Annotated in this window: 17 protein-coding genes and 1 pseudogene; 5 read left to right on the plus strand and 13 right to left on the minus strand. The window is 71.6% G+C overall.

Annotated elements, in window-relative coordinates:
* Positions 1-82: 82 nt before the first annotated feature.
* Positions 83-2107, plus strand: a complete 2025-nt coding sequence (locus ACTMTU_RS18570; protein WP_441264588.1) for a glycoside hydrolase family 31 protein — start codon at positions 83-85, stop codon at positions 2105-2107.
* Positions 2108-2166: 59 nt separating this feature from the next.
* Here the strand turns inward: ACTMTU_RS18570 and ACTMTU_RS18575 are convergent, their stop codons facing one another.
* The 7 genes from ACTMTU_RS18575 to ACTMTU_RS18605 all read right to left on the minus strand — a co-directional run bounded on the left by ACTMTU_RS18575 (position 2167) and on the right by ACTMTU_RS18605 (position 13272).
* On the minus strand, positions 2167-2889 hold the full coding sequence (locus ACTMTU_RS18575; RefSeq protein WP_441264589.1) for a glycoside hydrolase family 12 protein: 723 nt from the start codon (positions 2887-2889) through the stop codon (positions 2167-2169).
* Between the two features lie 25 nt (positions 2890-2914).
* A complete protein-coding gene (locus ACTMTU_RS18580) occupies positions 2915-5149 on the minus strand; it encodes a glycosyl hydrolase family 95 catalytic domain-containing protein (protein ID WP_441264590.1) in 2235 nt (744 codons plus the stop codon).
* Entirely contained in the window at positions 5146-7143 is a 1998-nt protein-coding gene (locus ACTMTU_RS18585) for a beta-galactosidase (RefSeq protein ID WP_441264591.1), read from the minus strand. Before ACTMTU_RS18585 ends, ACTMTU_RS18580 begins: the two co-directional genes overlap by 4 nt.
* Positions 7144-7184: 41 nt before the next feature.
* The gene (locus ACTMTU_RS18590) at positions 7185-9422 is read right to left on the minus strand and encodes a WD40/YVTN/BNR-like repeat-containing protein (RefSeq protein WP_441264592.1); all 2238 of its coding nucleotides are present in this window, start codon (positions 9420-9422) and stop codon (positions 7185-7187) included.
* A gap of 160 nt (positions 9423-9582) precedes the next feature.
* Entirely contained in the window at positions 9583-10512 is a 930-nt protein-coding gene (locus tag ACTMTU_RS18595; RefSeq protein WP_441264593.1) for a carbohydrate ABC transporter permease, read from the minus strand.
* A complete protein-coding gene (locus ACTMTU_RS18600) occupies positions 10509-11567 on the minus strand; it encodes an ABC transporter permease (protein ID WP_441264594.1) in 1059 nt (352 codons plus the stop codon). The genes ACTMTU_RS18595 and ACTMTU_RS18600 overlap by 4 nt, the downstream gene beginning before the upstream one ends.
* A gap of 37 nt (positions 11568-11604) precedes the next feature.
* Entirely contained in the window at positions 11605-13272 is a 1668-nt protein-coding gene (locus ACTMTU_RS18605) for an extracellular solute-binding protein (protein ID WP_441264595.1), read from the minus strand.
* A gap of 353 nt (positions 13273-13625) precedes the next feature.
* Here ACTMTU_RS18605 and ACTMTU_RS18610 point away from each other — a divergent pair, with 353 nt between their 5' ends.
* Together ACTMTU_RS18610 and ACTMTU_RS18615 are read left to right on the plus strand one after the other, a co-directional pair.
* Complete coding sequence (locus ACTMTU_RS18610) at positions 13626-16454, plus strand: glycoside hydrolase family 3 C-terminal domain-containing protein (RefSeq protein ID WP_441264596.1); 2829 nt, start codon at positions 13626-13628, stop codon at positions 16452-16454.
* Positions 16455-16584: 130 nt separating this feature from the next.
* Positions 16585-17090, plus strand: a pseudogene (locus ACTMTU_RS18615) (GNAT family N-acetyltransferase).
* 182 nt (positions 17091-17272) lie between these two features.
* On the opposite strand, the gene ACTMTU_RS18620 reads toward ACTMTU_RS18615, so the two are convergent.
* Positions 17273-17548 carry a helix-turn-helix domain-containing protein gene (locus ACTMTU_RS18620; protein WP_441264597.1) on the minus strand — a complete coding sequence of 92 codons (276 nt, stop codon included), beginning with the start codon at positions 17546-17548 and terminating at the stop codon, positions 17273-17275.
* Positions 17549-17610: 62 nt separating this feature from the next.
* On the opposite strand from ACTMTU_RS18620, the gene map reads away from it, so the two are divergent.
* A complete protein-coding gene (gene map, locus ACTMTU_RS18625) occupies positions 17611-18378 on the plus strand; it encodes a type I methionyl aminopeptidase (RefSeq protein ID WP_441264598.1) in 768 nt (255 codons plus the stop codon).
* Between the two features lie 31 nt (positions 18379-18409).
* Here the strand turns inward: map and ACTMTU_RS18630 are convergent, their stop codons facing one another.
* Positions 18410-18925 (minus strand): hypothetical protein, encoded by a 516-nt coding sequence (locus ACTMTU_RS18630; protein WP_441264599.1) that lies wholly within the window; start codon positions 18923-18925, stop codon positions 18410-18412.
* Between the two features lie 491 nt (positions 18926-19416).
* Between ACTMTU_RS18630 and ACTMTU_RS18635 the strand changes: the two genes are divergently transcribed.
* Positions 19417-20196, plus strand: coding sequence for an SCO2400 family protein (locus tag ACTMTU_RS18635; RefSeq protein WP_441264600.1), 780 nt, complete (start codon positions 19417-19419; stop codon positions 20194-20196).
* A 264-nt stretch (positions 20197-20460) separates the two neighbouring features.
* Here the strand turns inward: ACTMTU_RS18635 and ACTMTU_RS18640 are convergent, their stop codons facing one another.
* The 4 genes from ACTMTU_RS18640 to ACTMTU_RS18655 form a co-directional block, all read right to left on the minus strand.
* Positions 20461-21693 (minus strand): NAD(P)/FAD-dependent oxidoreductase, encoded by a 1233-nt coding sequence (locus ACTMTU_RS18640; protein ID WP_441264601.1) that lies wholly within the window; start codon positions 21691-21693, stop codon positions 20461-20463.
* A 2-nt stretch (positions 21694-21695) separates the two neighbouring features.
* Entirely contained in the window at positions 21696-21884 is a 189-nt protein-coding gene (locus ACTMTU_RS18645; protein WP_441264602.1) for a ferredoxin, read from the minus strand.
* Positions 21881-22810, minus strand: a complete 930-nt coding sequence (locus tag ACTMTU_RS18650) for a pyridoxamine 5'-phosphate oxidase family protein (protein ID WP_441264603.1) — start codon at positions 22808-22810, stop codon at positions 21881-21883. Before ACTMTU_RS18650 ends, ACTMTU_RS18645 begins: the two co-directional genes overlap by 4 nt.
* Positions 22811-22874: 64 nt before the next feature.
* A complete protein-coding gene (locus ACTMTU_RS18655; protein WP_441264604.1) occupies positions 22875-23357 on the minus strand; it encodes a VOC family protein in 483 nt (160 codons plus the stop codon).
* Positions 23358-23379 lie beyond the last annotated feature (22 nt).

A 23379-nucleotide genomic window follows, 5' to 3' on the forward strand; every position in this document is an offset into this window, starting at 1 on the left:
CTCGCGTCCCAGCCCTTCCCAGCACACCGCAACGCACCGCGGTGCACCCCGAGAGTGCCCCTCTGACGCCCAGGAGTCCTACGTGGACCAGTCACCCAGCCTTGCCCAGTCCTCCCCCACCGTGGGTACCGTCCGCGAGTGCGACGGCGCTCTGGAGTGGAGCGGACGTCAGGAGACCGTGCGCATCGAGCCGTGGGGCCCGGACGCCGTCCGGGTCCGCGCCAGGATCGGAGGGCCGCTGCTCGACGGTCTGCCGGGCGCCCTGAGCGACGGCCCGCCCGGCAGTTCCTCCGCCGTCAAGACGGAGCAGGGCGCCGGCGTGCTGGTCAACGGGGCGATCACCGCCGAGATCGACGCCGAGGGGCTGCTGCGGTTCACGGCGACCGAGGACGGACGTGAACTCCTCGCCGAGGAGCGCGCCCACTTCTGGTGGCCCGGCTCCCGGCTCTACACCCCGAACGGCAACGGCTACCACCGCCTGGAGCAGCGCTTCGCCGCCTACGACGACGAGAAGCTGTACGGCCTCGGCCAGCACCAGCACGGCCTCTTCGACCAGAAGGGTGCGGTCGTCGACCTGGTCCAGCGCAACGCCGAGGTCGGCATTCCGGTGCTCACCTCCAGCCGGGGCTACACCCTGCTGTGGAACAACCCGGCGATCGGCCGGGTGGAGCTCGCGCGGACCGGCACCCGCTGGGTCGCCGACAGCGCGCGGCAGATCGACTACTGGATCACCGCGGGCGCACCGGCCGCGGCGCAGCAGCGCTACTCGGCGGTGACCGGCCGGACGCCGATGCTGCCGGAGTGGGCGGCGGGGTTCTGGCAGTGCAAGCTGCGGTACCGCACCCAGGAGGAACTGCTGTCCGTGGCCCGCGAGTACAAGCGGCGCGGCCTGCCGATCGACGTGATCGTCTGCGACTTCTTCCACTGGACGCACCTCGGGGAGTGGAAGTTCGACCCGGCCGAGTGGCCCGACCCGGCCGCCATGGTCCGGGAGTTGGAGGAGCTCGGCATCAGGCTCGTCGTCTCGGTGTGGCCGTCGGTGTCACCGCTGAGCGAGAACCACCGGCCGATGGAGCAGCGCGGGTTCTTCATCGGCACCGAGTACGGTCCGACGGCACACGCCGACTGGCCGGACAAGGAGGTCGCGGAGCCCGTCCAGGTCGCGTTCTACGACGCGACGAACCCGGCGGCCCGTGACTTCGTGTGGTCGCGGGTGCGGGAGAACTACCTCGAGCCGTACGGGATCCGCTCGTTCTGGCTGGACGCCTGCGAGCCGGAGCTCAAGCCGGGCTTCTCCGCGAACCTGCGCTACCACGCGGGACCGGGCCTCGAGGTCGGCAACCTGTATCCGCGCGAGAACGCCCGCACCTTCTACGAGGGGATGCTGGCCGCCGGCGAGGAGGAGGTCGTCACCCTCAACCGCTCGGCGTGGGCGGGCAGTCAGCGCTACGGGGCCGCCCTGTGGTCCGGTGACATCGGCACCGACTTCACCACTCTGCGGCACCAGATCGCGGCGGGGCTCAACACGGCGCTGTCCGGCATCCCTTGGTGGAACACCGACATCGGCGGCTTCCACGGCGGCGACCCGGACGACGAGGCGTACCGCGAGGTGATGATCCGCTGGTTCCAGTTCGGGGCGCTGTCCCCGCTGATGCGGCTGCACGGCTTCCGTGACCCCGGTATGCCGCTCGGTCCTTCGATGACGGGCGGCCCCAACGAGGTGTGGTCGTACGGGAAGCGGGCCGAGGAGGTCCTGTCCTGGTACCTGGGGCTGCGGGAGCGCCTCAAGCCGTATGTGCTGGAGCAGATGCGCGCCGCCCACGAGGAGGGCCTGCCGCCGATGCGTCCGCTGTTCCTGGAGTTCCCGGACGACGAGAGGGCGTGGGACGTCGCCGACGCCTATCTGTTCGGTCCGGACCTGCTGGTCGCGCCGGTGCTGGAGGCGGGGGCGACCGGTCGTGCGGTCCACCTGCCGGCCGGTGCCCGCTGGACGGATGCCTGGACGGGCGAGGAGTACGAGGGCGGGCGCACGGTGACGGTGAACGCTCCGCTGGAGCGGATCCCGCTGTTCCTGAGGGACGACGCCGAACTGCCGATCACCGGGTGACACGGGACCGCGGTGCGTCCGGCGGTGAGCCGGCCGCACCGCGGCGTTCTGCTGTGACGTCAGCTCGTCCGTACGCCGAAGTCGTGGGTCACGAAGTCCCGTCCGCCCGGCGACGAGGTGATCTCGTAGCCGAACTGGACGTCGCCGACGGTCACGTCACCGATCCATCCCTTGGTGTTCTTCAGCCAGGCGAGCACGGCCTTGAGGTCGACGGTGCCGGAGGTGGAGTCGCTGGTGCGCAGGAACGAGTAGACGGCGTTGGCGCCGTTGTCGCCCCGGTACACGTCCCAGGTGTGACCGCCGAGGCTCACCCTTCCCTGGCCGGTGCCCAGCGGCCCGACGGGGCCGTGGTGGTTGACCCAGAGCATGATCTCGTGGTCGTAGTCGCTGTCCCAGATGTCGTACGCGGTGTTGTACGCGCCGGCTGCGGGGACCGAGACGTTGTAGTGGCTGGTGAGTGTGGAGATGGCGCCGATCTTCTTGTTCACGACCTTCTTGGCGTTGGGATAGGACTTGATCCCGCCGGTTCCGGGGTGGTCGGCCCAGACGCCCCAGTCGGTGGCCGAGTCGGCCCAGATGGTCTGGGGTCCGGCTCCGGAGCCCCAGATGTTGTTGTAGAGGGTGTAGCCGCCGCTGTTCCAGGTGCCCCAGCGGTCGGAGGAGTACCAGACGGCCGCGTGCGCCGGGGCGGACGCGAGTCCGACGACGGCGAGCAGCGCGAGGAGCGGAGCGAGCGCCGCGCGCCGGAGTGCGCGGCCTGCGCCCTGTGTGGGGTGTGCCATGGAGTCCTTTCCATGGGTGGGGGGATCACGTCCTCCGGGGTAGTGAGAGGACGTGCTTCTCGTCGGCGACGAGAGCCATGGGGAAGCGGTCCGTGCCGGCGACCACTTCGACGGTCCGGTCGGCCGGTGACCGCAGCACGGCGGTGACGGACCCGTCGTGCCAGCTGAGGTCGAGCCTGGCGCCGAAGCGGGTGCGGACGCCTCGCAGGGTGCCCGCCGTGCAGCCGGGCAGGGGCGCGGGGAGCAGCACGAGACGGTTCGGGGTCGACTGGACCAGGCATTCGAGCAGTACGGCGGGGAGCGTGTGCGCGGCGTCCGCGTTGTAGACGTCGCGGCCGGGGTAGTGCGCGCTCATCAGCGAGTCGTGGAAGAAGTCACCGCCCAGCACCTGCCCGAGGGCCCGTCCGGCCCGGTCCCCGTCGCGGAGCCGGGCGGCGACGAGGGCGGTGTGCAGATGACCGTGCGCCGAGTCGTTCTCGGCGCCGCGCAGTTCGAGCGCGCGGTGGGCGGCTGCCGCGAGGTCCGGTGTGTCGTAGGGGTTGATCTCGTCGAGCGGCCAGACCGGGTAGAGGTGGCTGATGTGCCGGTGGTCGTAGTTGTCGTTCAGGCCGGCCGGGACCCATTCGGCCAGCGCGCCGTCGTCGTTGACGCGGTAGGCGGGCAGCCGGGCGGCGAGGTCCCGCCAGTGCGGGGCGCGTGGATGGCCGGGGTTGTGGGCGGCCGCGGTGGTGAGGGCGTGCCGGGCGGCGGCGATGTCCATGGTCGCGTCTACGGTGCCCCAACTCGCGTTGGCCGGCCGGTTCTCCGGCGAGTACGAGGGCACGACGGTGACCCGGCCGCCGGGACCGACGGGGACGAGGAAGTCCTCGTAGAACGTGGCGACTTCGGCGAGGGCGGGTGCCAGCCGGGGGTCCGGGGCGCCGCAGGACAGGGCTTCGTCGAGCAGCGGCAGCAGCAGCCAGTCGGCGCCCGCGGTCCAGAGGTGGAGCGGGTAGGCGCGTTCGAAGTGCCGGGTGTGGCCGGATTCCCCGTCCGTATGGGAGGGCGCCACGACGCCGCGCGCGCCGAAGAGGGCACGGGCGTTGTCGCGCCAGTCGTCGAACTGGCGGTGGACCAGTTCGGCGTGGGCGGCGGAGGCTTCGGGGAGCGCGGCGACGGCGGCGGAGGCGATCTGCAGATTGAGGTTGGCGTTCGTGGTGAAGGCGCCGGACCATGCGGTGTTCCAGTCGCCGGTCCACAGGCCGACCAGACGGGGCGGCAGCATGCCGCTGGAGGACAGCAGGTGGTAGCGGCCCGCCGCGAAGAGCCGTTCCAGCAGGGCGGGGCCGGCGGGCCCGTGGAGCAGTTCACTGCCCGGCAGCTCCCGCTCCTGGGGGTCGGCGTCAAGAGACAGCCCGGCCCGCTCGTAGGCGTCGCGATGCGGTGGGAGATGACGCCCGAGGAGCCGTGTGTACGCCGCGTCGGTGTGCCCGGCGGCCGGCGTCACGAGTGTCTGGAGAGCGGCGACCTGGGCGGCCGCGGGATCTTGTTCCGCCGGGTGCCGCTCCACCCGGGTCAGCAGCAGCACCGCGGAGGCGTCGGTCACCCGCAGACCGTCGCGGATCCGTGTCGTGCTTCCGCCGGTGACGGTGACAAGGGTGGTTCCGGTGAAGGATGTCCGCCCGTTCGGGTAGTCGGTGCGCAGGCTCAGCAGGGCGGTGCCGGGCCCTTCGTGCTCAAGGGTGCTGGTGCGGGTGAACCGGAGTCCGGCCGGGAGCCCGGGCAGTTGCTCGTCGAGGGTGATGTCCGCGCTCAGGCCCCCCGGTTCCGTCCGGGTCCGGTGGACGATCACGTCGTCGGCGCGGGAGACGAACACCTCGCTGCGCCGGGCGCCGCGCGCGGCGGTCACGACGCCGGAGGTGAAGTCCACCTCCCTGCGGTAGGTCCCTGCTCCGGCCGCGACCTCGGGGGTCCGCCGGACGCGTACCTGGAAGGCGGGGTGGAACGGCTGCACCCACAGGTGCGGATGTCCGGCCCCGAAGCGTTCGGCCGCCGTCGTGTCACCGGCGAGCAGGGCGTCCTGGAGTTCCCGCAGCCCGGCCGCGAGCTCCGGGGGGCCGGCCGTCTCGCTGCCGTTGGGGCACACCAGGGTGTGGTGGTTGACGACGACACGCTCGTCGCCGGTGTCGCCGTACACCATGGCGCCGTGCCGGCCGTTGCCGCTGAGGAAAGCGTCCTCCCACCGCGCGGCGGGGCGCGGCTCCCACGTCCCGTGCCTCACGGCTGTTCTGCCTTCAGTACGGCCGCGCCGTGGCGGTCGAGACGGAGCGGGCCGCGGACCGGAGAACCGGTGAGCAGGTCCCGGTGGTGTCCCGGCACGGTGACGGTGACGGCGCCGGGAGCGTGGTTGAGCAGGAAGAGCAGGTCTCCCCTGCGTACGGCCTCCAGCCCGTCCGGCCGGTCCGGCAGCACGGGACGGACCCCGGCCTCTTCGGCGGCCTGTGCGAGCAGGTCGCGCAGCTTCCGGGGGTCGGGGAGCGTCGAGACGTACCAGGCGCTGCCCAGGCGCAGGACGGCGGGCAGTCCGGCGAGTTCGCCGCTGCTGTAGACGCCGACCGTATCGGCGGTGGAGACCTCCAGTTCCTCCGACCACACGGTGCCCTGGAACGCGCCGGGTCCGTCGCAGGCCACCGTCTCGCAGGCCACCGTCTCGTCGGCCTCGAGCGGCCACCATTCGTGCACGGTCGCGATGCCGAAGAGTTCCCGCAGCCGCTCATCCATGCCGCCGGGCCGGATTCGGTCGTCGCCGTCGGCGGTGCCGGTCAGGAAGCCGGACACGAGCGTGCCGCCGCCGCGTACATGCCCGACGAGGTTGTCGACGGCGGCGTCGGTCAGCAGGTACAGATGCGGGACGACGACGAGGCGGTAGGCGCTCAGGTCGTGCTCGGGGTGGGCGAAGTCGGTGGTGAGGCCGTTCTCCCACAGGGCGCGGTGCCAGGCCCGGACGACGGCCGGGTAGTCGAGTCCTGTGGACAGCCGGCCCTCCTGGCCGCCCGCCCACCAGGAGTTCCAGTCGTGCAGGATCGCCACGTCGGCGGGGACGCCGGCGCCTGCGACGTGCTCGCCGATCCCGGCGAGGTCCGCGCCGATCCGTTTGATCTCCTGGTAGGTGCGGCCCTGTTCGCCGGCGTGGGTGACCATCGCCGAGTGGAACTTCTCGGCGCCCTGCCGGGACTGCCGCCACTGGAAGTAGCAGACGGCGTCCGCGCCGCGTGCCACGGCCTGGAGCGACCAGAGGCGGTTCAGACCGCGGGGCTTCGGATGGTTCACGCCCCGGAAGTTCACCGGCCCCGCCGCCTGCTCCATCAGCATCCACGGACCGCGGGCCTGCGAACGGGTCATGTCCTGGATCATCGCCCCGTACTGTCCGCCCAGCGGATCGCGGGGGTCGGGGTAGATGTCGACGGAGACGACGTCCTCCTCCTGGGCCCACCGCCAGGCGTCCTGCCCGGTCCAGAAGGGCATGAAGTTGGTCGTCACCGGGAACCACGGGGAGTGCGCGGCGACGATGTCCCGCTCGGCGACGTAGCACTCGAGGAGCGCGTCGGAGGTGAACCGCCGGAAGTCCAGCGCGCAGGCCGGGTTGCGCAGGTACTGGGCCTTGCGGGGCGGGATGATCTCCTCCCAGTCGTCGTAGCGCTGGCTCCAGAACGCGGTCCCCCAGGCCTCGTTGAGCGCGTCGAGGGTCGTGTACCTGTGCCTCAGCCAGCGGCGGAAGTGGCGGGCGGTGCCGTCGCACCAGCAGAAGGTGCAGTACTCGTTGTTGATGTGCCACATCCGCAGCGCCGGGTGGTCGCCGTAGCGTGCCGCGAGGTCCTCGGTGATCGCCGCCGCGTACTCCCGGTAGACCGGCGAGCTCGGGCAGAAGTGCTGGCGGGAGCCGTACCAGATCACCGACCCGTCCTCGCCGCGCGGCAGTGTCTCGGGATGGCGCGAGCCCATCCACGGCGGCGGTGAGGCGGTCGGCGTGGCGAGGACGACCCCGATGCCGTTGCCGTGCATCAGGTCCGTCAGCCGGTCGAGCCATCCGAACTCGCGGGCCCCTGGGCGGGGTTCGATCGTCGCCCAGGAGAACACGCCGAGGGTGACGGAGTTGACCCCGGCCTCCTTCATCAGCCGTACGTCCTCGAGCCAGGTCTCTTCCGGCCACTGCTCGGGGTTGTAGTCGCCGCCGAAGAGCACACGGCGGCCGGTGGCGTCGTACAGGGAGGGCATGGGAGAACTCGCTTCGTCACGAAGTGGCTGGGGGAAGGGCGTCAGACGGGGTCGGCGTACTGGATGCCGCGGCCGTTGGTGCCCAGGTAGACGCGACCGTGGAGGCGCGGATCGCCGGTGATGGTCTCCCCGACCCACCCCCACTGGTGGGCGTCGTCGTTGATCCGGGTCCAGGAGGCGCCTTCGTCGTCGGACCGGAAGACGGCGGTGATGTCCTCGGTTGCGCCGACCTGGAAGACCGCCGGGTAGCCGGTGCCGTCGGCGGCCTTGCCGAAGCCGAGGCAGTAGGAGGCCCAGCAGCTGGTGACCTTGGTGAAGGTCAGGCCGCCGTCGGTGGAGCGGAAAAGCCCGTTCCATTTGGCCGAGAGCCACAGGTCGCCACGGTGGCCGGGCGCGGCGGCGATGCGGAACTGGCTGTCGCCGGCGGCCAGTCCGCCCACGCCGGCGGTGAACGTGAGCCCGCCGTCGGCCGATCGGTACACCGTCCCGGAGGTGGTGTCGTAGGCGTAGAAACAACCGGCGTCGACCGGGTCGGCGACCGGGGTCGCCCCCTTCGGGAACGTGGACACCTCCGTCCAGGTGTCCCCGTTGTCGGTGGAGCGGTGCGTCGCGTGCGTGGAGCCGTCCCAGTGGACGAAGGACCACAGCAGGACCCGGCCGTCGGCGCTGACCGCGATGGGCCCGGGGGCGGTGGCCGCGATCTCCGGCTGGCTCCTGAAGGGCCGCCAGGTCCTGCCGCCGTCGCGGGAGTACGCGCCGTTGCCGCCGGATGCCCAGCCGGTCCGCACCACGTACGAGGGCTTGCCGGCGGCCGCGGCGAGGCCGGTGGCGGTGCCGAAGACGGGGTTCTCCGCCATGCCGCGGGAGGGCGAGGCCGTGAGGGAGTCGTGGTACATGACGCCGATGTCGGCGAGACCGCTGATGAGTCTGGCGCTGCCGGCGGCCGGTGAGATCAGCTGCCGTACGGAGCTCTCCTCCAGGCCCCGGATCTCGGGCGCCCAGTGGACGAGGTCCCGCGTACCGTAGATCGTGGCTCCGGTGCCGTAGACGATGTGCCGCGAGTCGAAGGGGTCGACGGCGACCGCCTGGATCCACCAGCCGAACTTGGGCCGCTGCTCGCCCCAGCGGAGGTACGGCGTCTCGGAGACGTCCAGGACGGCGGTGTCCTTCAGGGAGGTCCAGCTGCGCCCGCCGTCGGTGGACCGGAAGACGGTGTCGACCTGTGCCCAGCGGTTGTTGGTCGTCACCACCACGGTGCCCGGCCGACGGGCGTCGACGGCCACACCGCCGTAGGCGAAGGTGTCGCGCGAGCCGTCGTCGGCGGTTCCGCCGGGGCGGACGGGGGTGACGTCGGTCCAGGAGCCGGTGGCGGTGTCGAGCCGGTGCACGCCGCCGTCGCTCTGGCCGTTAGGGCCGGGTGCGTCCGCGAAGGTGACGTAGAGGGCGCGGCCGGCCTCGTCGTACGCCGCGCGGATCGGCACACGGGCCGCCGCCCCGCCCGGCAGGCCGGGGACGTCCTCCCAGCTGACGCCGTCGCGGGTGCGGCGCAGGGTGGGGCCGCCGTCGGCCCAGGACGCGTACAGCACCCGTCCGGCGGCGACGAGGAACGTGATGCCCTGCCCGGTCGGGGACGGCTGGGCGGGGAAGTCGGCCCGTGACCAGGTCGCGCCGCGGTCGGTGGAGCGCCACAGCCCGTCGTGGCGGCTGCCGAGCCACAGCGTGTCGCGGTCCCGCGGGTCGACGATCAGCCGTTCCCCGGCACCGCGGCCGTCCTCGTTGGCGCCGAGCTTGACCGGCAGGTCGGTACGCGACCAGGTGGCTCCCCGGTCGTCGGAGCGCAGCACGGCGCCGTTGCCCGCCCAGCTCTGGGTGTAGGTGCCGACGGCGAGGTAGAGCCGGTCGGGGTGGTGCGGGTCGACGGCCATCGCCTCGACCCCGAGCAGGTTGTGGTCGTCCCAGCCGAGGCCGTCGTTGAGCGGCGTCCAGGACCGCTTGCGCGCGTCCCAGCGGTAGGCGCCGCCGATGTCGGTGCGGGCGTAGGCGAGGCCCTTGACGCGAGGGTGGAACAGGATGCCCGTGACGAATCCGGTGCCGCCGATGACGACGTTGCGCCAGCGGTGCGCCTGGGTTGCCCGCGCCGCGGGGCCGGGGTCCGGCGCTGCGGTCGTGCGGTCGGCGGCCGTGGCCACGCCGTGCGGGAGGGGCAGGGCAGTGAGGCCGGCGGCGGCGCCGGCGGTGAGGACGGTGCGCCTGCCGGGGTGGCTCGATGGCAGGGACATGGCTGGTACCTCGATCCGTGGGGGGGCGAGCGGGGGTTGGTGGAGGCCGCCGTGTCCGGCCGTGGTCAGGTACGGCCGGACACGGCGGCGGCTGTGGGGACGTGCGTCGAGGAGGCGCACGGGCCCGCGTCCGCCGCGCGGCGGCGGGCGACTGCCGGCGTCAGCCCTTGACCGCGCCGGTGAGCATGCCCTTCTTGAAGTGCCGCTGGACGAACGGCGACAGCACGGCGACCGGAAGCAGGGCGAGCACCATGACGGCCATCTGGATGGACAGCGGCGAGAGCTGGCCGGTGTTGATGGCCTGCGCCAGTCCCGTCGGCCGTTCCTGCTTGAGGACCAGCTGCATCATCACGTTCTGCAGCGGCATCATGTCCTGGTCGCTCAGATAGATGGAGGCGTTGAACCACGCGCTCCAGTAACCGACCGCGTAGAACAGGGAGATGACGGCGAGCACCGCGCGGGACAGCGGCATGACGATCTGCCACAGGATCCGGGCGTCGCCGGCGCCGTCGATCCGCGCGCTGTCGATGAGTTCGGGCGCCACGCTCATGAAGAACGAGCGCAGAACGAGGATGTTGAAGACGTTCACCGCGCTGGGGAGGATCAGCGACAGGTAGGTGTCGGTCAGTCCGAGTCCTTGCACCAGGAGATAGGTGGGGATGAGGCCCGCGCCGAAGAACATGGTGGCGAGCAGGATCATCAGCAGCGGCCGGTGCAGTACGGAGCCGCTGCGGGAGAGCCCGTAGGCGCACAGGACCGACACCGTCATGCTGAACAGCGTGCCGGCGAGCGTGACACCGAGGCTCACGAGTGCCGCCCTGGTGACCTGGCCGCCGCCGAGCAGTTCCTGGTAGGCGACGAACGTGATGCCGCGGGGCACGACGACGAGGCCGCCCGCCTCCGTGATGGTCTTCACGGACGACACGCTGGTCACGACGACGATCCACAGCGGGAAGAGGACGGCGGCGCAGGCCAGTGCGAGGACGAGGCCCTTCGCGGCGAGCCCCGCGGGGCGCGGCTCCTCCTCCCAGGCCGGGCGCAGCCGGCCGCGGGTCCCCTCGCGCCGATTGACGCCCAGAACGTGGCTCATCGCTTGTACACCCCCTGTTCGCCCATCATGTGAGCGACCTTGTTGGCCGCCAGCACCAGGCAGAGGCCGAAGATTCCCTTGACGATGCCGACGGCGGCCGCGTAGCTGAAGTCGCCGAACTGGATGCCGACGTTCCAGACGTAGGTGTCGAGGACCTCCGCGGCGGTGGGGCCGACGGCGGTGCGCTGGAGGAGGATCTGCTCGAAGCCCACGGTCAGGGCGTTGCCGACCTGGAGAACGAGCAGCAGGGCCACGACCGGGCGCAGCGCGGGCAGCGTCACGTGCCACATGCGCCGCCATCGGGAGGCGCCGTCCATCGCGGCGGCCTCGTACAGGTCGGGGCTGACCGCGGACAGCGCGGCGAGGAAGACGATGACGCCCCAGCCGGCGTCCTTCCAGACCATCTCGAACGTGACGAGGAATTTGAACAGCCCCGGGTTCGTCATGAGGTCGATGCCCTCGTGGCCGTGTTCGCGCAGCGTCTGCGCGAGCATGCCGGCACCGCCGAACATCTGCTGGAAGACCGTGACGACCAGCACCCAGGAGAAGAAGTGCGGCAGGTACAGGATCGCCTGGGCGACGGCACGCACCCGTGGCCGGACGAAGCTGTTGATGAGGAGTGCCAGCAGGATCGGCACGGGGAAGAACAGTGTGAGCTGCACCAGGAAGATCGCCAGGGTGTTGCCCAGCGCCTGCCAGAACAGCCGGTCCTCCACCATCCGCGCGAAGTGCTCCACCCCGACCCAGGGGCTGCGGGCAATGGCCTGCCACGCGTTGTCGCCGACATAGGGGTCGTAGTCCTGGAAGGCGACGACATTGCCGAGCAGCGGTATGTAGTTGAAGACCAGCACCAGCAGCACGGCGGGCAGCGTCATCAGGATCAGCGTGCGGTCGCGCCGCAGCCGGATCCGCCAGGTGATCCCGCCCCCGCCGGCGGCGCGGCCCGGTGGCACCGCCTCCGGCGGTCCCGCCGACGCCGGACCGCCGTCCTCCGACGGTTCTTCCGTGCTGTCGTCGGTGGTACGGGCGGGGCCCGCCACCTTGCTCTGCGACACGTTCTCTCTCCTCGCTCCCCGTCCGCCGGGCGGCCGCTCAGGACGCCTGGCCGCCGGACTCGTCGAGCAGCTTCCGGTACCAGTCGCGCAGCTGGTCGCCGCCGCGTGAACGCCAGTCGGAGACGGCCTGCTGCATGTCGGCGATCTTCTTGCGGCCGCGGACGATGTCCTTCTCGAGGTCCTCGAACTGGCTGCTCAGCTCGGCCCAGCGGTTCGGCTCCTGGACCTGCATCCCGTAGAAGAGGGGCTTGGTGAGGAAGGCGCCCATGCGCTGCTGCCAGCCGACCATGCCTTCGGCGACGTCCGGGTGGTTGGGGTAGGCGAAGAACTGCTGGGGGCTCGCGATGTATTCGTAGGTGGCGAAGACCTGGTTGTTGCCGGTCTCCGTCTTGGTGATCTCGTCACCCTTGACGGTGTGGTGGACGCCTTCGACCCCGTAGGCCTTCAGTCGCTGCTCCTTGGTGCCGTAGGGGGCGGCGGTGAAGTTGGCGATCGCGAGGATGTCGCGGATGGTCTTCTCGTCGGCGTTCTTGTTGATGAACGCCCAGATGTTGGACGGCGAGCCGGCGTAGAGGCGGGGCTTGCCTCCGTCGTGGTGGAAGTAGTCCATGGCGGCCATGGAGAAGTCGGGGTTGTCGCCGCGCTGGACCACGGTCTTGCCGTACCAGTCGGAGATGTCCGCGTTGTACATCCACACCTTGCCGGCCGCGAAGAGGTTGCCCAGGTCGCCGGTCTCCGCCTTGGCGTCGGGGTGGACGAGCCCGGCCGAGTACAGGGAGCGGGACCATTCGAGGGCTTCGAGGTACTCGTCGGTCTCGATCCGGTGGACCAGCTTGTCGCCGACGAGTTTCCAGCAGGTGGGCTTCTCGTCGAGCACGCCGAAGAACTTGTAGGCGGCCCAGGTCATGTCGCCGCAGCCCCAGACCTTGTTCCTGGCCGAGGTGACCTCCTTGGCGAGGTCGAAGAACTCCTGGGTGGTGGTGGGCGCCTCGTACCCCTTCTCCTTGAAGAGGTCGACCCGGTAGAACGGCGCGATGTTGGGGATGTCGCTGGCCGGCATGGGCAGGCCGCGCAGCTTGCCACCGAAGACGGCCCGCTGCCAGGCGCCGGTGGGGATCGCCGCCAGGTTGGGGTAGTCCTTGACCTTGTCGCCCGACAGGTAGGGGCCGAGGTCGGCGAACTTGTTGTTGATGGCGCTCGGTATCTTGCCGCCGAGCTCCCACGCGGGGACGACGACCGCGTCCGGTATGGAGCTGGAGGCGAGGACGGCGCCGAGCTTCTGTCCGTAGGTGTTGCCGTCCTGGTTCTGCCAGTTCACCTTGACGCCGATGGCTTCGTCCATCGCGGTCCAGTACGGGTTGCCGGACTTGGGCGGCGTGCCCCACAGGGGAGCCATGACCGAGACCGTGCTGCCCTTGCCGAGCTTCTGCGGGACCGAGACGGCGAGTTGCGAGGCCGGCAGTGCGGTGGTGAAGCCCAGCGCGGAACCGTTCTTGCTCGGCACGTCGGGCTGCACGACGTCGGAGCCCACGAAGGTCGGCAGGATGTCCTGGAGCTTCTTGCCGGTGGTGGCGCCTTCGGTACGGTCGCCGCCGGAGGAGCCGCTGCACGCGCCGAGCAGCGGCACGCCGCCGGCGACGGCGACCGCGGCGACCGCGGTCGAGGCGAGGAACGATCTCCGGCTGGGGGCCTGGGCGTTGGGCATGGCGTCAACCCTTTCCTCACGCGGGCAGCCGGCGGGCATGGATCGGCTTCGCGCATGTGTGTCGGCTTATGTGGCTGAGCTGAAGCGGGACGCTGTCGGAGCGCACGCTCCCTGCGACGATCTGTCGAAGCGCTTCGATGTTGCAGCGAGGTTAAGTGACGATGCCGGGCCGTTCAAGAGTCGATGCGAAATTCACCGCAGCACTTTGCAGCCTGGCGCACCGGCCTGGACTCCGGACCGACGGAAGGCCCGCGCCCGGATGACGTCTTGACACACCGGCCGGGGCAGCCCAGCATCGAAGCGCTTCGAAGACAGTCGAGCAAACCGGAACCACCGCCCTCGAGGGGACCCACGTGACCGAGACCCGCCCGCCCTTCCGCGACCCCAGGCTGCCCCTCGGTGAACGCGTCGACGACCTGCTCGCACGGCTCACCGCCGACGAACGGATCGCGATGCTCCATCAGTTCGCGCCTGCCGTCGAACGGCTGGGCGTCGGGGCCTTCCGCACCGGCCAGGAGGCCCTCCACGGCGTGGCCTGGATGGGCCCCGCCACCGTCTTCCCGCAGGCCGTGGGCATGGGCGCCACCTGGAACGAGGACCTCGTACGCCGGATCGGCGAAGCCGTCGGGGCCGAGGCGCGCGCGATGCGGGCGAACGATCCCCGCGTCGGGCTCAACGTCTGGGCCCCCACGGTGAACCTGCTGCGCCACCCGCTGTGGGGCCGCAACGAGGAGGGCTACTCCGAGGATCCCCGGCTCACCTCCGCCGTCGCCGTGGCCTACACCCGCGGCCTGCGCGGCGAACACCCTGTCTACTGGCGCACCGCACCGGTGCTCAAGCACTGGCTCGCGCACAACAACGAGACCGACCGCGACACCTGCTCCTCCTCGGTCCGGCCGCGCGTGCTGCACGAGTACGATCTGCTCGCCTTCCGCGCGGCCGTGCGGGCGGGCGCCGCCGCCGGTGTGATGCCCTCTTACAACCTCGTCAACGGGCGGCCCAACCACCTCTCGCCCCTGCTGCGGGAGCAGCTGCGCGGCTGGACGGACAGGTCCCTTGTGGTGTGTTCGGACGCCGGCGCGCCGTCCAACCTCGTCGACTCCGAGCACTACTACGACACTCACGAGGAGGCGACGGCCGCGGCCCTGCGCGCCGGCGTCGACAGCTTCACCGACCACGGCCAGGACTCGTCCGTCATCACCGGCCGGGTACGCGGCGCCCTCGAACAGGGACTCATCGACGAGAAGGACATCGACGACGCCGTACGCCGGCTCCTCACCATGCGTTTCACACTGGGCGAGTTCGACCCGCACCTCGACCCGTACGCCGACGAGAAGGCCTTCGACACCCCCGAGCACCGCGCCCTCGCCCAGGAGGCCGCGGAACAGGCCGTCGTCCTGCTCAAGAACGACGGACTGCTGCCGCTGGCCGAGGGGACGCGTATCGCGGTGGTCGGACTGCTCGCCGACGAGTGCAAACTCGACTGGTACAGCGGCACGCTGATCCACCGTGTCACCCCGCTGGACGGGCTCCGCACGCGGTTCGGGGCCGGCAACGTGTCCTTCGTCGAGGGCGTCGACCGAGTACGGCTGCGGACCGCGAGCGGCTGGGTGCGGGTGCCCGACTCCCCGGCGACCGCCGAAGTACGCGGCGCCGACGGCGCGCTGGACCCTGCGCTGCTCGCCGGCCGCACCGACCTGCCTCCGCTGACCTGCGGCGAGGAGCCGACCGAACTGGCGATGGCCGACTGGGGCGAGGGTCTGGTCACCCTCCGCGCGCCCGGCGGCGGTTACCTGTCCGTCGCGGACGACGGATATGTGCGCGCTTCGGCCGACCAGCCCGGCGGCTGGGTCGTCCAGGAGACCTTCCGGCTGGAGGAGCACGGCGAGGGCCACCTCCTTGCGCATGTGGGAACGGGCCGGTATGTCTCTGTCGCCGCCGACGGCCTGAAGGTTGCCGAAGAGGGTGATCCTTTCGAGGTCGTCGTCACCGAACGCGGCGAGGACGCGGTGGCCGCGGCCGCCGCGGCCGCCGACGCCGTCGTCGTCGTGGCCGGGAACGACCCCCACATCAACGGGCGCGAGACCGAGGACCGCGGCACGCTCGCCCTCCCCGAGCACCAGACGCGGCTGTGGCGCTCCGCCCGCGCGGCCAACCCCCGTACGGCGCTGGCTCTCGTGTCCTCGTACCCGTACGCAGTCGGCGACGCGCACGCCGCGCTGCACGCCCTGCTGTGGACGGCACACGGCGGCCAGGCCGCGGGCACCGCACTGGCGCGCGTCCTCGCGGGCGACGTCTCCCCCGCGGGCCGGCTGCCGCAGACCTGGTACGCGGCCGACGCCGATCTGCCCGACCTGTTCGACTACGACATCATCGGCAGCCGACAGACGTACCTCTACTTCGAGGGCACGCCGCTCTACCCGTTCGGCCACGGCCTGTCCTACACGTCCTTCGCCTACGACGATCTCACCGCCTGCCACGACGGCGAGCACGTCACCGTCTCGCTGACCGTCACCAACACGGGCGCGCTCGCCGCCGACGAGGTCGTACAGCTCTACACCCGCGCCGTGGACCCCACCTTGCCGCTGCCCTCACGGCAGCTCGCCGCGCACCGCCGGGTCCGGCTCGCCGCGGGCGAAGGCCGGTGCCTCGACTTCTCGTTCCCCGTCACCGACCTGGGCTTCTGGGACGTCGCACACGGACGCTGGACGGTCGGACCGGGCCGGTACGAGGTCCTGGCGGGCGCCTCCAGCACCGACATCCGGCAGCGGGCCGTCCTCGACGTCGACGGCGACGCCCCCGCTCCGCGCGCGGTGCTGGAGACACCGCTCGACGCGGTCGACTACGACGAACAGCGCGGCACCGTGATCGTGGACCGGACCAGAGTCTCGGGGGACGCGGTGACGGCGGCGGGCGCCGAGGGAGGCGAACTTGTCTACCGGCGCTGCGACTTCGGCGACGGCGCCACCGCCGTCTCGCTCGATGTCGCGGCGACCGGCCCCGGAACGCTCACCCTGCGGACACCGGACGGCACGGCCCTCGCCACGGTCGACGTCACCGCGACGGGAGGCGTCCACGACTACGTCACGCTTCGCTCGGACATCCGGATCGCCGGTGTGCACGACCTCCACGTCGAGGTCCGCGGACCGGTGCGGTGGGCGGCGATGGCCTTCGCCCGCTGACGGGGCGGCCGCCGCGGGCGGGCGGGGGACCGGGGGCCTGGCCGGTCCTCCGCCGCGCGGCTCACGGTGCACGGCTCACCACGCACACATGAGTGAGGAGCCGCGGCAGGTCCGCGGGAACAATGGCTCCATGCGCATCCGAGCAGTCCGCACCGGGGAACTGTCCGTACTCCAGGACATCGAACGAGCCGCGGGACAGTGCTTCCGCGACATCGGCATGCCCGACATCGCCGACGACCCGCCCCTGACGGTCCCGGAGCTCGCCCGCTACCAGCGCGCCGGTAGGGCATGGGCGGCAGTGAACGGGACCGATGTCCCGGTCGCGTACCTGATCGCCGACCACGTCGACGGCAACCTCCACGTCGAGCAGGTGTGCACCCGGACGCCTCACGCCGAGGAGTCGGCCGCTCCCTGCTGGACCATCTCGCGGCCCGGGCCGCGACCGAGGGCATCCCCGCGCTGACCTTGACCACGTTCTCGGACGTCCCGTGGAACGCGCCGTACTACATGCGCTGCGGCTTCCTGCCCCTGCCGGAAAGCACACTCGGTCCGAAGCTTCGCACCATCCGCGAACGGGAAGCGGAACACGGCCTCGACCGGTGGCCACGCGTGGCCATGCGCCGAAGCATCGGCTGAGCCGGCCCCCGCGCCCGGCATGCTGGACGGGCCGGGGCCGACGGCGTGAGGCGGCCGCCGCCCGAGAGATGGATCAGACCCCCGGCCCACTCCCACCTCCCCGCTCGTCAACGGTCGCCACCCGTCCTGCCGGCCGGGCCGTTCCGCCTCCACCGAGTATTCCTCGGCCGGCGCGTGTCAGGTCACGCCGACAGGGCGGGCTCGCCGCCTTCGGTGTCCTCCGCGCAGGCGGCGGCCAGGTCGTCGAGCGACAGATGCAGGGCGTGGGCCAAGGCCGCCACGGTGAAGAAGGCGGGGGTCGGGGCTCGCCCCGTCTCGATCTTGCGGAGGGTTTCGGCGGACACTCCGGCGGCGGCTGCCACGTCGACCATGCTGCGGTCACCGCGGGCCTGGCGGAGCAGGATCCCGAAGCGCTCTCCGCGTTGCCGCTCTTGCGGACTCAAAGGAACTCTCACCATGCCCGTGATACTAATACCGGTATAAGTATTGGACAACGGCGTATCCCAGGGAGTCACGTCACATGGTGGAGATCAAGACCGACACGGCACTGAAGGCGATGCGAGAAGCGGGACGCGTGGTGGCGCACGCTCTCGCGGCCGCCCGCGAAGCGGCAGCCGTGGGAGTTCGCATGCGCGAGCTCGACGAAGCCGCCCGCGCTGTTCTCACCGAGGCCGGAGCGCGCTCTCCGTTCCTCGGCTACCAGCCGTCCTTCGCCCCCGTCCCCTTCCCCGCCGTGATCTGCGCGTCCGTCAACGACGCCGTCGCGCACGGCATCCCGGACGGCTACCGCCTGCGCGACGGCGACCTGGTCAGCATCGACTGCGGGGCCGAACTCGACGGCTGGACCGGCGACGCCGCGATCAGCTTCACCGTCGGCACGCCTCGCCCCGCCGACGTCGAACTCATCGCCGCCACCCAGCAGGCCCTGGACGCCGGCATCGCCGCCGCCACCGTCGGCCACCGCATCGGAGACATCTCCCACGCCATCAGCACGGTTGCCCGCAAGGCCGCCTGCGGCATGCCTGCCGACTTCGGCGGCCACGGCATCGGCCGCCAGATGCACGAGGACCCCCACGTCCCCAACCACGGACGACCCGGCCGCGGCTTCCCCCTGCGCCACGGCCTCACTCTCGCCATCGAACCCATGCTCATGGCCGGAGGACACAACGACTACTACACCGACGCCGACGGCTGGACCCTGCGCACGATCGACGGCAGCCGCGCCGCCCACATCGAACACACCATCGCCATCACTCAGGACGGGCCCCGCATCCTCACCCTGCCGTGACCCCGGATGCGCTCACCCCACCCGCCCCCGCTCAGCGCGCCATCCGCATGGCGGCGACGGTGCTCACGACGCCGACCGCGACCAATCCACCCCCGAGCCACGCCCGGCGAGCACCCCACACGCCTGCGTCGGCGAGCCACACGGTGGCCGAGTCGGGGCGGGGCCGGTCGGCGGCCGGGACTGTGGCCGCGATCTTGTCCACCCGGTCCTGGATCTGGCGCTGTTCGGCGTCCGACAGCCCGCCGCTGCCGAGTTGTCCGCCCAGCGCGGCGACCTCGTCGTTCTGCGCATCGGTGAAGCCGGGCAGGTCGACTCTCGGGGACCCGCCGATGACGTAGCTGGGCACGCAGTCCAGTGGTTCGCCGTTCTCTATGTCGAGGTGCAACTCGTGCCCACCCCTGCACGCGTTGCCGACCCGCTGGAACGCGACCTGGTACATGTCGCCGGCGCTGCGCTGTTCCAGAAGACCCACCAGCACGAAACCGAGGCCGAAGGCCGCGAGTCCGACGCCGACGAGGGCCGCGAGTACCGCCACCAACAACCGCATGCAGACCTCTCTCTCGGGAGAGCGGACCGCATCCCCCGGACCCCCGTCGGTCAGATCCGCCACCTGAGCCGAGTGAACAGAAAAGTACCGTCGGGGGCTGCCCCGGCGGAATGGTGCGAAGGCCGCGCCTCCCGGGGTCCGTGGGGGGGACCACTCGGGCACCGTGCCGTGCCGCGCGTGCGGGAAATGACGCATCCGGCCCTGTCGGCCCGTGGCTGCGTGCCCGCACATCGAGCGGTGCACCGGCGTGACCAGCCACAACCTCAAGGGAGTTACGTATCCCACGTTTCAGTCAATGCTTGAACGGCGACTCACCCGGCCCCGTTTTCCTCGGTAACCGGTGACCCACCTGAAGACCGGTGAGTGAGTGAGGTTCGCACATGCCAAGGACGAAAGACGCGCGTCGCCTTCCCGCCGTCGGTGACTGCCGCCGACCCCGCCCGGCGGCGCACGGTTCCTTCCAGCGATCCACGCACTGATCGGTCGAGCGCATGGACTACTGCCTTCCCTGTCGCCGCACCCTCAACGGCACCGTCACGTGCCCGGAGTGCGGGGCGTACGAGTCCGACACGGCACCGTCGAGCGACCGGAGCGTAGGCGCTCCGGCAGCCGATACGGCGGTGTGGGACGTCCTCTTCAGCGAGGGACCTGGCTGCTTGGAGTCCCCCGACGCTGCCTGGTCCCCCACCTCCTCTGCTGATGTGCCAGCAGCCCGGCGCCGCCCACCGGCACGCCTGAAGAAGTACGGGGGTCGGACCCTTGCCGCGGCCACGTTCGCCATGCTCGGCGGCCTGGCCGCCGCGTCACTGCTGCCCCAGGACTCCACCGACCCGCCACGAGCACTGCCGAGCCCGGAACAGCCCTCTCCCGACGAGGCCGATGTCGACGTCGCCGGATCCCCGACGGTCTCCCGATCACCGGAACGTCCGGCCACGCGCCCGGCGAGAGGAGGAGGCGTCAGGGAGCGGGGCCCTGCCGGGACCCCGCGCCCTCGCGCGACGGCCACTCCCCCGGAATCACCGGCTCCGCAGGCTCCCGCTGCTACCAGCCCGCCGCCCCCCGTGAAGGCCAGGCCGGCACCCCGCCCTTCCACCGCCCGCCCCAGCCAGTCGGCGTCCTCCCCCACGGCGACCCCTCCCGCAAGTCCTCCCGTCAGTCCGTCCGCAAGTCCTCCCGCAAGCCCGTCCGCAAGTGTCAGCGCCTCGCCGCCGAACGCCGGCACGCGGAGCACCACGGGTGTGCCGGTGCCCGGCGGTCAGCCGCGAGGGTGACACCCTCCCGGACGGAGTCTCAACGACGCGCATGGCGGATCTTCAACCGCCCGAACCCCGTGGTCCCGGAGATCCGGATGGTCGGCCCGCCGGGGCGGGAGGGGCGCCGCCGGGGCTTGTAGAGCGTGTCTTTCCACCCGGTGTGCAGATTCTTGGTGAGCACGTCAATTGGGTGCGTCGGAGATGGGGGCCGGGCCGGCCACAGGGTGCGCACGCGACGTACGCCCAGCCGGCCGGCGTTCCAGGGGACTTCCGGCGCCCAGGTCAGGATGCCGTCGGCAGCGACGCGGCGCCCGCGAGGGACCGGGCCAACTCCGCCCGGTACGCCGTGATGCGGGCCGCACGGCCGGCGGTGAGGGCTCCGACGAGCTGCCCGCGGCGGTAGTACGCGACCTCGAGCCGGCGTTTCTCGTGGTCGAGTTCGCGGACTTCCGCGTGGTCGGCGTAGCGCGGCAGGCCCACGGCTCGGAGGCGGACGCCGTACTGGGTGGACCAGAAGGAGGCGACGGGGCGGTACGGCGCGGGCCGTCCGGGGTGGAGGAGATTGTGCGCGGCGCACCTGGCCTGTTCGACGGCGTTGCTCCAGTGGCCCAGGGAGATGGGGCCGGGGGTGTGCGGGTGGGGGAAGCGGGCGATGTCACCGGCGGCGACGATGTCGGGATGCGGACGGCCGTGGGCGTCCAGGACGCGGGTGTACTCGTCGGTGAGCAGGCCGTGTTCGAGTCGCAGGCCGGAGCCGGCGAGCCAGTCGGTGTGGGGGCGGGCGCCGAGTCCGAGCAGCATGGTGTCGGTGGTGATTACCGCGGCGCTGTCGACGGTGACGCCGGTGACACGGGCACGGCCGTGGACGGCGGTGACGGTGCTCCGCGTAAGTATCTCGACGCCGGCGTCGTGGTGGAGCCGGGTGACGAAGCCTGCGGCCTGATCGCCTGTCGCGCCACCCAGCGGGAGCGGGTCGCGGGAGACGAGGGTGACATCGTGGCCGAGTCCGCGGGCCACGGAGGCAACCTCGCAGCCGAGGAATCCGGCGCCGGCGACGAGGAGGTGCCTGCGGGTACCGGTGAGGTCGTCCTTCAGGGCTCGGGCGTCCTCCAGGGTGCGCACGGTGTGGACACCGGTCTCGGGCAGCGGGCCGGGCCAGGGGCGTGGGCCCGCCCCCGTGGCGATGATCAGTCCGTTGTAGGCGAGGACGGATCCGTCGTCGAGGTGGACCTCGCGGCCGGCCGTGTCGAGGTGGACCGCGGGGTGTCCGTAGCGTTCGGTCAGACGGAGGTGGGCGGTACGGCCGAGGGAGATGCTCTCCGGTGTCCGCTCACCGGTGAGGAACTCCTTGGAGAGCGGCGGCCGGTCGTAGGGCGGATGGCGCTCGGCGCCGACGAGGGTGACGGGACCGTGGTGGCCGGCGGCGCGGAGGGCTTCCGCCGCGCGGAGGCCGGCGAGGGACGCCCCGACGATCACGATGCTGCGGGAGCCGGGCGAGTTCCGGGGGCCGGGCATGCCTAGCCCTCGACGCGGATGGCGCGGACGGGGCAGACGGCCGCGGCCTCGACGGCCTTCCCGCGCAGGGCGTCGTCCGGTTCCGCGTCGTGGACGAGACGGTCGTCATCGTCGAAGGCGAACACCTCGGGGGCGACGAAGACGCACTGCCCGTGGCTCTCGCAGAGGTTCATGTCGACGGTGATCTTCATGGTCGTTCTTCTTCTCTTCCGGTGGGCGCGGGCGGGTTGAAGCGCGAGTACGCGGGGGCGGTCCAGCGCAGCGGGGAAGCACGGTCGATCTGCACGATGCGGTCGATGGTGAAGTCGACGATGCGCTGCGCGCCGGGGACGGCGGCGGCACGGCCGGGGTCCCAGTCGACGGCGGCGGTGCCGGTGAGCTGGAGTACGGCGCCCGTGTCCCAGTCGGGCAGGAGCAGTCCGGCGCGGGGGTCGACCTCGATGTTGCCGAGGGTGGCGAACATGGCGTTGCCGACGTAGTCGGGCCAGCACAGGCGGGTCGGGGTGAGGGCCTGCAGGAAGCCGGGACTGCCACCGCGGTGCGAGGCGTCGGCGTTGCCCGCCCGGTCGGCGGTGGCGATGAAGAAGGTGTCGGCGGCTTCGACGAGGGCGAGTTGAGTGGGTGTCAGCTCCGTGCCCTGCCAGGGCGGGGCGGCGGGTCCGTGCACGGACGGTGCGGGCGTCGGCCGGCGCTGCTGGATGTACTTGGGGCAGTTGGCGAAGACCTGGTCGAGGTCTACGTGCAGGCCGCCGGCGACCGGGCGGGCCTTGCCGTTCATCCGCATACGGCGGCGGGTGGCAGGCTCGACGGCGATCATGCCGACGTGCGCGGGCCGTGCGAGTACGTCATGGAGCGGATCGCCGTCGGGTGGCACGGCGTCGATCGTCAGGCCGGTGGGCCCTGTGGCGGTGACGAAGCCGGGGGCGCCGGTGAGCAGCGATGCCCAGATGGCGCCGTCGGTGTCGGCGGCGCCGACGACGAGCATGGGCTGCCGGGAGAGGAACTCGGCAGCGACGTCGGGGATTTCGTTCCTGATGGCGGCGGCGGTGAAGCCCGCATGGTCGTTCAGGCCGGCTCGCTGCTGCACGGTGCGCTCTCCGTGGTGGTAGACGCCCATGGCCGGGTTCCGTCCTCTGTGGTGGTGGGCGGGCCGCCGGTCGCGGTGGCCCGCGCCCGGCGTTCTAGAAGAAGCCGCAGGTCGGGGCGGATCCGGTCGGGGCCGGAGCGTCTTCGGCGCCGGTGGGGGCGTAGATCTCGAGGCGGATGCCGTCGGGGTCGGTGAAGAAGATGCCGCCGGATCCGGCGCCCTCGCCGTGGGAGACGACGCCGTCGTGGGTGAAGTCGGCGCCGAGCTCCCGCAGGACGGCCCGGGCGGCTTCGACGTCCTCGATCGTGTCGACCTGGAAGGAGAGGTGGTGCAGGCCGGCGGAGCTGGTGGAGAAGGGGGTGCCGCTCTGCTCCCAGAGCGTCAGGACGAGCCGGCCGTCACGGGCGAGGAAGGCCCATCGGCGGTTGTCGTCCTTGCCCTCGGCGAGGATCTCCAAGCCGAGGACGCGGCGGTAGAAGGGGAGCGACCTGTCGAGGTCGGTGACGTTGAGACCGACGTGTCCGGTCTCGAGGTTCCGCAGGTGCTGCACGGGCTGGTCGGCAATGGACTGCGTCATGAGGGCCTCCGTCGGTGGGCGG

The organism is Streptomyces sp. OZ13, assembly GCF_052068155.1.
Classification (GTDB): Bacteria; Actinomycetota; Actinomycetes; order Streptomycetales; family Streptomycetaceae; genus Streptomyces.